We start from the raw sequence: 14011 nt of genomic DNA, 5'->3' as shown, positions 1-14011 counted from the left end.
GAAAACAAATAGAAGGATAGGTAATAGACTGACATTCAGATAGCATACCTTTCAAGCGATTTAATGTACTTGTGATTTTTTACAAATCATCTCTCCTGTAACATTAACTATAGAAACGTTAACCCCCCTTTTCGAGTAGGTGGATAAGGTATCCAGCTGTAGTAAATCATTCCTATTTAGATTTTGGCTTAAAAGTTTACTATAAGTAAAATTCAGTTCGTTAAGTAGAAAGGACGATAGCTAAGGGCTTGTTACTGGAGGCGAGATAGGTACAAAACAATATCAGTGAAGGTTTGTTAAAGTAGCATGCATGGGTAGAAAAGGAACTATACCATCTTCTAACACCGCCATTCCTACAGTCATTCTCTCATGCCTACTGCTTCCACGCCCCTTCAAGGACAACAATGGATTAATTTGCTGGATCATCTGGAAGATCCCCTAATCTTTTATAGCCTCTGTTTTTTATCTTATCGCTTGGGGTCTAAACGCAGGTTTACGTTTGATCAATGGCTTTATCTGCTTGCCAAAACGCAGCCTATGTTGGAAATTACCTTATTACAGGCTCTGATTGAGCGGCTTGAGGCCGAGCAGATTATTCAGAAAGGACTCGGCACACCTACTAATTATCGGCTAACCCGTTTATATAGTTCCCACGTCAGCACACTTTTAAGCAATAGCCCCGACCCTAAGTTGCCTTACCTGCTAGGGCTGCTTGAACATTTATAAATCAAACCAGAGAAGTTATGATGATTAAAAAATTTCAAGGTTACCATCGTACTGACGCCAAAGCGACTGACTCAGGTAAAATTCACTAATCCTTAACTTTTACTAGCTTACAGGAGTTAGTACATTATTCCAATCCCAGTATATTTCTATTGCTTTATGTCTGATTCGTCTGCTCTACCTTTATCTAGTAACCTAGCTTTACAAGCCGCCGGGCTAGGAACCTGGCAACTGGATTCGTCTACTCAAACGCTTTATCTGGACACGTTTGCTCAGCAGTTATTAGATAAACCAGCAGAAAGTGATTTCGAAACGTTTATAAAAGATATTCATTCTATTAATCAAAATGAGGTGAATGAAGCCTTTCAAACGTTACCGGATCGGCCGAAGATTGACCTTACGTTTCAGATCAGCAGACCAGCTCCTTCCTGGGTACGACTTTGGGGGAGTGTGACGAAGGAAGCGGAAAGAAACATAGGAAGAGGAGTGATTCAGGTGGTAGCCAAACCCGCTGATCCAAACAACTCGGGGGAATGGCCTTCTCTCTTTGATTGGCTCGATTATTCGCCCATCGGCCTCGCTTTACTTGATGGAAAAGACCTTCATTTTATAAAAGTCAATGCCTCTTTTGCAAAATTGAAGGAAAAAACGCCAGATCAGCTTTTGGGAATGCCTATCGCTATGGCAATGCCCGAACTTGAAAGCTTGGAACAGAAGGAACGCCTGCAACAGGCACTTGCCACTGGAACCGCGTACCGGGTGTCAGAGGTGGAAATCAGGCGAAGTTCTCCTCAACAGCCTGCCTACGTTGATGTATCGTATCAGCCTCAGTGGAATTCAGATCTCAGTCGCTACGCAACGCTTTTAATCATCACCACTGACGTGACGCTACAAGTGCAGATGCGAAAAGAGCTGGAAACTCAAAAGGCTAAGCTTGAGCACGTGATTCAGTTGGCTCCGGTTTCCATTGCCCGTCTGATAGGACCAGATTTCACGCTTTCCACCGTTAATAAAGCCTTTATCGAAATTGCCGGAAAAGGCCCTAACGTATTAAATAAGCCTCTAGTAGAAGTAATGCCGGAGATTGAGGGGCAGCCTTTTTTAGCATTACTGAAAGAAGTGTATACTACCCAGCAGGTGTATGAGCAAAAAGCGTTGCCCGCCCTGATTGTGGAAAAAGGATTGACTCAGCATAAGTTTTTTGACGTTTGTTACGCTCCCTTAGTGGACAAGAATGGCCAAAGTTACGGCGTGCTATGTTTTTCTATTGACGTCACGTCCCAGATAAAGCTTCAGAAACGAATTGAACAGTCAAGCCAATCGCTTCAGAACGCCGTGGATCTGGCTCAGTTAGGTACCTGGGTCATGCATATTAGGGAGCGGATTGTTATGTTTTCTCCCGCCGTGAGCACCTGGATAGGCATGACCTCTGCGTTGACATTTGAACAAATTTTGGCTTTGTCTTCGCAAGTTTCCCAGCTTAGAAGAGCCTATCTGGCTGCCGTTCGGGATACTTCCTCCGGAAAATTTGAAATTGAACTGGAAATCAGACATCCGCAGAGTCGGCAAAAGCTTATCTTTTATGCGTTGGGACATACCCAGTTTAATGAGAAAGGCCAGGCCGTTCAAATTCGGGGCTTCGTTAGAGAGGTAACGGCTGAGCGACTCATGCAGCACAAACTGGAAACCAGTGTACAGGAACGAACCCGGGAGCTGGCCACCTCTAATCAAAAGTTGCAGGTAAGTAACGAGGCACTCGTGCAAACCAACGAGCACCTGAGTCGCTCCAACGAAAGTCTGGAGCAGTTTGCTTTTATTGCCAGCCACGATTTACAGGAACCGCTCCGTAAAATCCGGCAGTTCAGCGATCTGTTGGTAAAATACTATGAACGGGAGCAGGTACTGAATGAAATGTATGTGGACCGTATTCGCCAATCGGCCACCCGGATGAGTGAATTGGTAACGGATTTGTTAGCCTTTTCCCGTATCTCAAACGCTTCACCCGTGCTTAAATCCGTTAACCTGAACCGAATTCTCGAACGAGTTCAGGAGAACCTGGCCGTTTCACTGGAAGAGACCGGGGCGGAGCTTACCATAGACCTGCTGCCTACCGTGCTGGGGGATTCCCTCCAGCTTGAACAGCTTTGGCAAAATCTGGTCTCTAATGCCTTGAAATTCAGTAGTAAAGATTTGAATGGGCAAAGCCAGAAGCCTTTGATTCGTATTCGTTGTCGAACGCTGAAGGCCAATGAACTTCCTGACGGACTTTCGTTGAAAAACAGTGGCTATTACCGCATCAGTATTCAGGATAATGGGGTAGGTTTTGAAAAAAAATACGTAGAACGCATTTTTGGGGTGTTTCAAAGACTCCACGGTAAAGCGGAGTTTAAAGGCTCGGGCATAGGGCTGGCCATCTGCCAGAAAGTAGCTTTGAACCACGGGGGAATCATTACTGCGGAAAGTGAACTCGGAGAAGGAGCTTTGTTTGAACTTTATCTGCCCGTTTAAGAATAGCGATACTTCTGGTGAAAGTGATTGATATACCCTTCTTTGCTCTGGGTTTTCTTCAATAAAGCCAGGTAGGCAAGGTTAGTCATTGAGTAAAAATAACAGGGCTTGCATGGTTTTTGTAGGGGATATAAAACACCATTATTTATACCCTTGAAAATGACTCAGCCTTTTTCTTTTGACACCCACCCCTTAGTTATCTTAGAAGATGACGAAGACGATCAACATATTTATGAAGACGTTCTGAGTGAAATAGCCCCGTACCTTCAGCTTCGTTTTTTTGCGAAAGGAGAAGATTTACTTGTTGCTTTAGAAAGCAAAAGCTTACAACCCTTTTTGATTATCTCTGAAGTCCACCTGAGTGGTATGACGGGCATGGAATTGAGAAGACAGTTGGATAAAGACGATGATATCAGAACCAAGGCCATTCCATTTGTTTTCTTTTCTCACCCCATCTTCAAAAGAGAACTTGAGGAAGCCTACCATTTAACCATTCAGGGCTTTTTCGAGAAAAGTCCCGATCTGGAAAAATTCAAAAGACAGCTTGATTCGGTCATTCGTTACTGGTCCGATTGTCAGCATCCCAATCGTTCGGATGTCAGGTAATCCACCGGAATGTACCCACTTGTTTTGCCATTGGCGTCACTAGCCACACTTTCCCTGGTCTGGTAAGTGAGGTATGTCCTGCTCATCAAAATCCATTACGTTTACCCTTTTGAACGCCCTTCAAAAAGCATTCATTTTGAGTTAATACACTATAAACTACCTGCACAATTAATACTTAATTACATGAATCAAAATCTGGAACAAGACCGGTTGGCCAAGCAATGGTCTAATGAAGAAAACTGGTATGAATGGGGTCCTTATTTAAGTGAGCGGCAATGGGGAACGGTTCGCGAAGATTACTCCGCCGAAGGAGAAGCCTGGGATTCTTTTCCCCACGATCACGCCCGTATGCGGGTGTACCGTTGGGGCGAAGACGGATTAGCGGGCATTTCTGACGAAACCCAGACGCTGTGTTTTGCCTTGTCGCTGTGGAATGGCAAAGATCCTTATTTGAAAGAACGCATGTTTGGCCTTTCCAATGAGCAGGGGAATCACGGTGAAGATGTAAAGGAATTGTATTATTACCTCGACAACACGCCTACGCATAGTCATATGCGGATGTTGTACAAGTACCCACAGGCCGCTTTCCCGTACGAACAACTGGTTGAAGAGAACGCCAATCGTAGTCCGCATGATCCTGAATTTGAATTACTTGATACGGGTATTTTTAAGGACCGGGCTTACTTTGATGTAGAAGTTTCCTATGCTAAAAATGACACCCAGGACATACTGATCCGAATCGTCGTGCATAATCGGGGCGGTCAGGAAGCTACCCTGCATTTGTTACCCACACTCTGGTTTCGGAATCGCTGGGCTTTTCACATAGAAGATGAAAAACCCGTCATTGAACGCGTGAATGATCAGCAGCTTCGGGCTTCGCATCAGCGTTTAGGTACGTATCACTTTACCTTCGACTCGGCCCAGCACGTGTTAATGACGGAAAACGAAACCAATACCGAGCGAGTCTTTAACCATCCTAACCCATCTCCATTCATAAAGGATGCTTTTCATGACGCGGTTACGACTAGCCACTATGAACCGTTTTCACAACAACCGACGGGAACCAAGGCCGCTCCTGTCTATGTCATTACACTGGGAGCAGGCGAATCCAGAGAAGTTCGTTTGCGGTTAAGCAGCAACGAAAATGCCGATTTAGGAGAGGATTTTGAGGCCGTTTTTAATCAACGGGCCGAGGAAGCAGATGCCTTTTATGCCCCTCTGACCGAAGGGCTTACGGAAGACGATACCCGCATCAAGCGGCAAGCCTGGGCTGGCCTTCTGTGGTCCAAACAATACTATCACTACGATGTACGTCGCTGGCTGGAAGGGGATGTCGGACAGCCCATTCCTCCGAGTGAACGCTGGAGTGGGCGTAACTCAGACTGGCAGCACCTGAATGCCGAACACATCATGATTATGCCTGATAAATGGGAGTATCCCTGGTTTGCGGCCTGGGATCAGGCTTTCCAGTCGATTGCCGTGGAAAGCATTGACCTGGAATTTGCAAAGCAACAGTTATACCTGCATGCCGATCCCCGCTATCAGTCTCCAGACGGACGTTTGCCCGCCTACGAATGGAATTTTTCGGATAATAACCCGCCGTTACGGGCCGCCATCAGTTGGGTTTTTTACAAACAGGAGCTGGAGTTTACGGGACGAAAAGATTATGAATTTTTATCCGTCATGTTCGACCGCCTGCGACCCAATTATGAATGGTGGATCAATCACGCCAGTGGGGTAGAAGATGGCCTGTTTCAGGGTGGTTTTCTGGGGCTGGACAACATTAGCCTGTTTGATCGAAGCGAAGACATACCGGCTGGAGGAACACTGGATCAGGCGGATGCTACTGCCTGGGTAGCGGCTTACACCCTCTCGATGATGCGAATTGCTTTAGAGCTGGCTCAGGAAAAACCCGAAATTTATGAACCCCTGAGCTGTTATTATTTCGATCAATACCTGCACATCAGCAAAGCTCTGGAAAACATCGCTAAACTCTGGATTGACGATGATAACCCAGACAGTGATAATGGCTTTGCTTACGATATCTTACACTTACCCAGCGGAGAAAAGCTAACCATTCCCCTGCGTTCGCTGGTTGGACTAGCTAACCTTTTTGCCGTGATGACCGTCGAACGGGAGCATATTCAGAAGTTACCCACTTTTTACGAGAAAGTGCAGGAGTATCTCCAGCATACGGCTTCTGATAATCCCTGTTACTGTGTCATCAATGATAATCCTGAACGGGAATCGTTACTTTTTGCTTTGCTTTCGGCCAAACAATTGGAAAGGTTGAGCTCATTCCTGTTCTCAGAAGACGAATTTCTGGCTCCAGGGGGCATTCGATCTTTATCGGCTGCCTACCGGGAACCGTTTGCCATGGAGATTGCGGGTGAGCATAAAGAAATCCAATATACGCCTGGTGAGTCCGACTCGAACATGTTTGGCGGTAATTCGAACTGGCGAGGCCCGGTTTGGTTTCCTTTCAATTTCTTCATTGTGAAATCGCTGGAAGAATTTGGGAATTATTACCAGGATCAGGTACAGGTAGCCTTACCAACAGGTAGTGACAATCAGGGGAATCTGAAAGATGCTGCTGCTTTTCTGTCCGCCCGACTGTGGCATGCGTTCCGCCCCGACGAAAAGGGTTTGAGACCTTGTTATGGAAAGGATACCATTTACGCAGAAGATCCTCATTTCAAAGATCTGATCCTGTACTACGAACATTTTGACGGGGATACCTCTCGGGGGTTAGGAGCCAGTCACCAGACTGGCTGGACGGCTCTGATTACCCGTCTATAAATACGACTAATGCCCTGCGAAGACCCGCAGGGCATTAGTAAATAAGTAGCTAATGCTGTTTAATGTATTGATATTAAGTGTTTATGCTAGTATAGATAGAAGTAACTAATAACAGGAACGCTACTGAAAATAGCCAGGTTTCCTAAAACAAAACCAGAGCAAGTAAAGGAACCAGTAGGAGCGAAGCAATGGAAGACAGTCCTACCATTAAGGCAGAGTTTTCTTTTTCCGTATCCAGATTGGTGGCAAATACCACTAAGTTAGCGGCAATGGGAAAGCTCACCAGAAGAATCATCAGATTGGACTGATCTTCATCCAGCTTTCCAATCAATCCTTTCTCCAGAAAAACCAGGCCTAGTAGAATAGCTGCTCCCGCTACGTATCTTATGGCCAGTAGTTTAGCGAAAACAGCATAGGCTACTTCCTTAAAATCAATGCCTTCCAACGTAATGCCAATCAATAACATTCCTAAAGTAGAGATGGTCCAGCTTACTACGTCTCCGGCGATTTCTAAATTTTCGGGAAACTTTACCTCCATCACATTTAAAACGATGGCGAGAATACAGGCATAAATAGCCGGAATTTTAAAAACGTTGGCTAAGGCTTTCCCCGGTGACTCATCATTGGTTTTCGACATCAGATAGTAACAAACCGTATCCCCATACAAGGCATTACCTACGTACGCACTGATAATCAGCGGCATCTGAGCTTCACCAAACAGGGCCATCACAACGGGAATGCCAAACCAGCCAATGTTGTAATAGGAATAACTGCACTGAAGCATGTTCTTATTCATATCCGGGGCAATCCACCGACTGGCTACTAGGGCGGGAATATTCATCAGTGCCGCCAACAGAAAAACCATGGCTCCGACCACTGCCGTTTCTGACAGATCGGCTTTGAGAAGATTCTCAATAATAACGAGCGGGATTAATCCGTAGAGTAGAACTTTAGAAATCCATTTGCTTTTCAAATTCCATTTTCGGGCCGCGAAAAACCCAAAAATGATGAAGCCATACAGGGGTAATACTTTGCTAAGTAACTCTTTTATGATGTCCATGGGCTACAAATGTTCAAGCAGATGATTGGTAAGTAAGTCTGCCTGTTCCACATTGAACCACAGTGAATTCACTTCATGTTGAATGCCAGACAGGGGTTGGCCTAAGGCATAAAGCGGCAGATCTTTCCGCTCGGACTTTACCTGAAGCGTTTGAAGATTAACCACTAGTCCACCCGCTCCGTAGGCCTGAATGTATCCTTTTTCCAGCAACGCTTGCAGGAGCGGCTGATCGGTCATTTGTTCAATTTTTGTAGCGGGTCCTGAGGCATTAATCACGAAATCTACGTCACTCACGGAGCCGTCCTGCTGATGTAATAAGAACTTTTTCCCATCCCAGGTAATGTCTTCGCTAAGACCTATCATACGAACCTGCCCGGATTCAAATAGTTGGGCCATTTTTTCTCCATTTGCAAGTGGAATGGCATGACGATTGATGCTGAAGAAAGGATTGATCCATTTGGCAAACAACTGTTTCTGGTCTACGGGCAACAATTGCCAGATGTCATAAATCTCTTCCCGCATGTCGTAAAGGATATTCTGAAATACGCTACTCCCCTCCCGAGCCAGCACGATGTCCTCTTGTAATAGCGTCAGGGCATCCTTTTCGCTTCGTTCGTCCCGCGACCAGTCGGGACTATAACCCAATTGTTCTTCGGCTTCCTTTCGAAACAAACGAATAAGATCCTTCACCCGCAGAGTTCTGGTCTGCTCTCGAATTAGTTTACGTATATTGGAAAGCGTTAAATGTTTGCGATCAACCCCTACTTCAGTAGGAGACTGTACGCGGGGGAGTTGTCCTGTTTTGGAAAAAAAATGGATAGGCCCCCTATGCCCGTTGTTGGTAAGTGTAATCAACGCATCGATAGCCGTGAGGCTACTGCCAACGATACCTACCGAGGCCGTTTTGTCGTGAATGGTTTCTAGAAGAATACTCGTGGGCCAGGGCGACATGAGAAAAGAGGGTAACTTTTCAAACTCCTGAAAAGCCGAAGGAGTGGGGTTCCCCGTCGCTAAAATGGCATAATGACTGGTAAAGACCTGACCCCCGGAAGTGGTGAGGTGCAGGATTTTATCTTCAGTGAAATCAAGATCCGTGATTTCTTCCGCCACCTTTTCGATGGTAATACCGTGTTCTTTGGCCAGTTGGGTATAAGTTTCCAGCATGTCCTTGACATAACTTCCGTACAGCATTCGGGGTGGGTACGCATTTTCATGAATGTCTACGTCAGGGTATTCTTTTTCAATCATGGCCCGATGGGCCTGCATCCAGGAAACAAAGTGCTGACGCTCACCGGGCATGATTCCCATCAGTCCGGCCTTGGTGTTGAGTAAATGACCTTCCTGACCTGTGCCATAGGCTAAGCCCGGGCCGAATTCTTCCTTGCGTTCAAAAAGTAAGAGAGAAAGGGGAGTAGAGGAACGACGGATGATTTGTTTAAATACAAGCTGGATCAGACAGCTCACGCCGCTGGCACCAGCCCCAATAATGGCAACGGTTTGCCGGGGTTGTGGACTCATACCGATTTTAAGTAGTTATAGTGAGTATTGAAAAGCGAACTGTGGATTCATAGTACCAAATTTTACCTATGTATATCCATTGAACACCTTTCCTAGAAGGGTATAAAAGTGTTCCAGTGAGTGGGGTGTGGTTACTGGGAGAGTGGGGAAGAGGTTATTTGTTAAGGAAATCGAGAAATACTTAGGGTTACTACCTTGAAAACGCTATCGGCTCTAGTAAATAATCAGCTTTAGGCCATTCGATTTCAACGCTTGCATTTACATAGGCACAGGCCATAAAATAGCCGATTAGTAATAGGATTTTATTTATCCTAATTGGGCTATTAAATAAAATATTTTAAAATAAATAATCTCTTATACTTTATGTGATGAACATTACACTATATGCTAATAATGCTGAATACTATTGATGTTTGTTTGTAGGAATCATGCTTAAGAAAGATAGATTATTTGAATTACATAGGTTGTTGGTGTACAAATATTAATCAATGTATAATTAAGAAAGGTATAGATGTCGATAGCAGACTAAATCTATTTGTATACTATCATTTATACATTATAGACTTGAATGAATACTATCATCTAGTCGCCATAAGAATACACTTAATAAAATATGAGTTCAATATGTTTACTTATTTAAATTCATATATCGTATTTGTTAAATTGTTTTAAAAATAAAAAATAGTTTGCTTTTTTATTTTGCATATTTTACACTTGTATCAAAATATTTATCTGGTTGAAATAGTATATTTTATAGCATTTAAATTTAGTATACAACGTGTTGAGAAAATATATTCATGCACCTTGTAAAAATTTTACAAATGTATTCAGCTAGTTTCATAAGTTCTTGTCATTATTTAATGACCTATGGTTCAGTTTTAAAATATTAACTATCAATCAACTGCTAAAAACGATTAACTACTTACTTTAACCTAATCCTTCCTGTTCATATGCGGTACTTTCTTTTTCTAGTATTGTTAACTCAGCAAGCTGTAGCTCAAGTGGTATCCGGTGTGGCAACCTATCGTCTTGAAATGCTATACAACCCTCAATCTAATCAATATGGAGTATCAACATACGAATTAAGGTTTAATAAAAATCAATCTGAATTTGTAATGATTAATAATCCTTCTATCGATTATGAGCCTTATGGAATAATCAAGGATTTTACTCGTAAACGTATGATTGCTCCTGAACCTACGTTCGATAAAAATTACTTTGTAGAAGATAGCTTGGTAGCGATTCCCTGGGAAATTTCCAATAAGGAGCGGATGATTGGGAAATGGAAATGTAATGCGGCCTATGCCACCATTAGAGGTCGGGAATATGAAGTTTGGTTTGCTCCAGACCTAGCATTAGAAGACGGCCCCTGGAAATTATATGGATTGCCCGGTCTCATTCTGGACGCTCATTCAAAGGATAACAAAGTAAAAATAGTGATAGATAAGCTTGAATTTAGGGATTCTTCGGTAGTCGTACGTGATATTTACAATTTTGGTAATCCTGATAATGTTAGTTCTAAAAAATTCGAAAAGATACTTGAAGAAAGTATTAAAAGACATATGAAAATAGATAATACTACTTCTACATTAGGGGAAAATATAAGCGTCACCCATAAGCTAAGTATTCCAAGTATTGATATTTATCCGTTTCAGTTAGAAAATGATAAGAAGTAAGATAGAGAAAATTTCATAGTTATATAGTTTGTAGTATTTGTTTAATGCCTAAATATTGATACACTTTTATTATAAAAAATATATTTTTATAATTCAACAAAAGAGTTGTTAAAAATAGCAATTATCAATGAAATTACGGTAAGGGTATTTATGATTACAGACTAAAAAACAAATATGCTTAATGAGTTACTTATTGTTTAGTCATAAAACGTTAGCTATCAACTGAAGATTACAAACTATCAACTACTATAAAAGAAGATATTTTGATTAATAACAACAAAAGGTTTGGATCAATATAGCTTCTTATTAAAGTACCCATGAATTCAATAAGGAACGTCATTAAGTTAATGAAGTTCCTCTTGGTAATCATTGATCTGCCTATTCGTCCATGAAAGCTTTTATACTTCTTATTCTGATTGTAGGATTTTGCTATTTACCTCTTTTTACAACAGCACAGACTGGAAAAACGCAGGATGATCAGGGAAAGCCTATTGCCTCGGCAATAGTTATGGTTTATCGGGTTACACCAAAAGATACTATTTTCCTTCAATATACCCGTAGTAATATGGAGGGAGTGTTTTCGCTAATGCTGGAAAATAGCATCAATCGGAATTTTTTGCTTCGTGTTCGTGCGATGGGATACGCTTCTGTTCAATTATCGGGTGCGGAATGGGTGGCTCCTTACCTCATTTCAATGAAACCGCAGGCTACTGAGTTGGGAGAAGTAAAAATAGCTCAAACACGTCCTCCCATCCATGTCAAAGGCGATACGCTGGAATTCGACGCCAAAGCCTTTGCCAATGGAACTGAACGAACCGTGGAAGATTTACTGAAACGATTGCCTGGTTTGCGAATGAACTCGGAAGGAAAACTGTTCTACAATAACCGACTAATCAAAAAGATTTTTCTGGATGGACAGGAGTTATTTAGTCAGAATTATACCTTGCTTACCAAGAATCTGTCCGCTGATCTGATTGACAAAATACAGGCCATTAGCAATTATACAGAAAACCCTTTACTTCGAGGCATTGAGCAATCCGATGAGCCCGTTCTGAATCTCGAAGTTAAAGCTCATCGAAAAACGAAGCTGATGGGAAATGCGACTGCGGAACTAGGTACACTCGAAAGGGGGAGTTTGAACGGAAGCTTGTTCTCTCTAAAAGGCCCGACCAAGCTAGGTCTGATTGGTAGTGCCAATAACGTAGGCCGTGAATTACTCGTTCCTACGGCACGCTGGTATAATGAGGATGATGCTTTTCAGAGTCTGACACCGCTGCTGACCCCTCAAATGAATCAAGGTGTAGGGCTGGGCATTACCACGCCTTTTAATGTAGCTCGCAAACGATTTCTTTTCAACAAAGGAGCCTTGCTGGGAACGGATGTCAATGTTAAACTTTCGAAACAACTGAAGCTCAAACTGGAAGGCAGTGGCTGGCAGGATCAGCAATGGGCGGAATCCGTCATGCGTAATGTAAACTTGTTACCTAACAGCCAGGTTGAGTATCGTGATTCGACCTGGCAATTTGAAAAGCCCCGTGAAATAAATGGACGCTTACGACTGGATTATACCCCTGGAGCTAGGCATTCCATCCGCTGGCTATCGGACGTGTCAAGTCAGGACAATCCGCAACGAAACTTCATTCATTCCTTCAACCGTACCTTATCAGAACGCCTCCATCTGCAAAGCAGCATTCGTACGCAGCAACAGGCCCATCAGGTAGAGTGGGTTCATAAGCTCAATAACCGGAACGCTCTGGTTGCTAGTAGCCAGTATAGATTCCGTTCGCAGCCGCTGCAAGCTACCTTTGGGAGCCGGCGGTATGCTTCGTTTAATCGCTCGGATTCGACAGGCATTCCCCTGTTACTTCATCGAATCAATTACCGTAGCCAGCAGTGGCAGTCGAGTGTCATCTGGAAGGGATCCCGAGGTAAAAACATCATTAATAAGCCTTCTATTTATTGGAAAGCCGGAATAGAGACACACCTCCAGCAGGATACGTTTGATTCCCGCTTTTCGCTAAACGAACATCCCCTGGCGGATTCCTCATGGTCAAATCGGGGAGATTACCGGCAATGGCTAATCGTACCCTTAGTTGAGTTCAAACATCAGAGAGAGCATTGGCATTTCGATCTTAAGGGCAGATGGCCTTATTATTCGATTACCTTTCGGGAACATGTCCGAAATACGTATATCCAATCAGATCGGTTACAACCAACGGGGCAGGTGCATTTGAGTTATCATACGACTGCTAGCCATCAGTATTTAAGTCTGCTCTTGGCCCGTGAATTACGGTTACCCCCAGTGGAAAGCCTGTGGGATGGCTACTTACTGAGCTCCTATCGGTCATTAACTAAGGGATTGCTGGCGTTTCGTCCCGTAGAGACTTCCCGGGCTGAGCTAGGTTTCCATCATAATAGCTCAAAGTCGTACCTTAGAGCCTCAGGTAAAATTTCCTATCAGCTTCAGTCTGGTGGCACCCTTCATGGGTACACGATTAACGACCTGTTCTCAGTCAACACGCTCATACCTTTTAAGGGTTCTCGTTATGACTGGCACTTCACCACCTCTATTGATAAATATTTCGCTGAAGCCGACTTTAAATTACAGCTGACTAGCAATCTAATGCTGTCTCAGCTTCCTACCGTAATTAACCAAAGCGAGGTACAACTATTACCCTTCCAATCAATGGGTTACAAAGCCAACTTTATTAGTGCATTCGATGGCCCGGTCAATATAGAATTATCACTGGATCATCAACAAATGAGAAGTAAATCCATCAGTGAAGAGACGCAGAAATCGACGCTCCTACAACCGCGTATGCTCATTACGGGCAAGATTGGTAAAAAATGGAGCATGCAGGTCTGGGGCGAAGGTCTGTTCTGGAAGAGTGGTGTCACCAACACCAGCTTTTATCTGGCAGATGCCAGTGTACGTTATCAGCCTTCCAACACCAAGTGCGAGCTAGAACTAGTTGCTCAGAACCTACTTGATACCCGCTATTATTTTACAAATTTTTTAAGTCCTCTTTCCTTTACCGAATTCAGTTACCGACTGCAACCACGTTATCTGGCTTTACGAACCACGTATCGGTTTTGATTGACTATTTATATACTACCGTTT

General features: G+C 43.4%; 8 protein-coding genes. 6 read left to right on the top strand and 2 right to left on the bottom strand.

The features are described 5' to 3' along the window. The first annotated feature begins 369 nt into the window (after nucleotides 1–369). From QE357_RS21275 to QE357_RS21260, 4 genes are all read left to right on the top strand, one after another. Nucleotides 370–726, top strand: coding sequence for a hypothetical protein (locus tag QE357_RS21275; protein WP_309712136.1), 357 nt, complete (start codon nucleotides 370–372; stop codon nucleotides 724–726). Between the two features lie 156 nt (nucleotides 727–882). Beyond that, the gene (locus QE357_RS21270; RefSeq protein WP_309712133.1) at nucleotides 883–3231 is read left to right on the top strand and encodes an ATP-binding protein; all 2349 of its coding nucleotides are present in this window, start codon (nucleotides 883–885) and stop codon (nucleotides 3229–3231) included. A 159-nt stretch (nucleotides 3232–3390) separates the two neighbouring features. Beyond that, a complete protein-coding gene (locus tag QE357_RS21265; RefSeq protein ID WP_307140567.1) occupies nucleotides 3391–3837 on the top strand; it encodes a response regulator in 447 nt (148 codons plus the stop codon). Nucleotides 3838–4020: 183 nt separating this feature from the next. Next, nucleotides 4021–6636 carry a glucosidase gene (locus QE357_RS21260; protein WP_309712129.1) on the top strand — a complete coding sequence of 872 codons (2616 nt, stop codon included), beginning with the start codon at nucleotides 4021–4023 and terminating at the stop codon, nucleotides 6634–6636. A 142-nt stretch (nucleotides 6637–6778) separates the two neighbouring features. On the opposite strand, the gene QE357_RS21255 is transcribed toward QE357_RS21260, so the two are convergent. Further along, nucleotides 6779–7696: an AEC family transporter gene (locus QE357_RS21255; protein WP_309712126.1), complete on the bottom strand. Its 918-nt coding sequence runs from the start codon at nucleotides 7694–7696 to the stop codon at nucleotides 6779–6781. Nucleotides 7697–7699: 3 nt separating this feature from the next. Beyond that, nucleotides 7700–9214 carry an FAD/NAD(P)-binding protein gene (locus tag QE357_RS21250; protein ID WP_309712124.1) on the bottom strand — a complete coding sequence of 505 codons (1515 nt, stop codon included), beginning with the start codon at nucleotides 9212–9214 and terminating at the stop codon, nucleotides 7700–7702. A gap of 950 nt (nucleotides 9215–10164) precedes the next feature. Between QE357_RS21250 and QE357_RS21245 the strand changes: the two genes are divergently transcribed. Beyond that, nucleotides 10165–10890 carry a GLPGLI family protein gene (locus tag QE357_RS21245; RefSeq protein ID WP_309712122.1) on the top strand — a complete coding sequence of 242 codons (726 nt, stop codon included), beginning with the start codon at nucleotides 10165–10167 and terminating at the stop codon, nucleotides 10888–10890. Nucleotides 10891–11278: 388 nt separating this feature from the next. Further along, on the top strand, nucleotides 11279–13987 hold the full coding sequence (locus QE357_RS21240; RefSeq protein ID WP_309712119.1) for a hypothetical protein: 2709 nt from the start codon (nucleotides 11279–11281) through the stop codon (nucleotides 13985–13987). The last annotated feature ends 24 nt before the right edge of the window (nucleotides 13988–14011 follow it).

The sequence above is a fragment of the Siphonobacter sp. SORGH_AS_0500 genome (assembly GCF_031453245.1).
In the GTDB taxonomy this organism is placed as follows: Bacteria; Bacteroidota; Bacteroidia; order Cytophagales; family Spirosomataceae; genus Siphonobacter.
The sequence above is the reverse complement of the archived record's forward strand: the minus strand, read 5'-3'. Positions and strand labels throughout refer to the sequence as shown.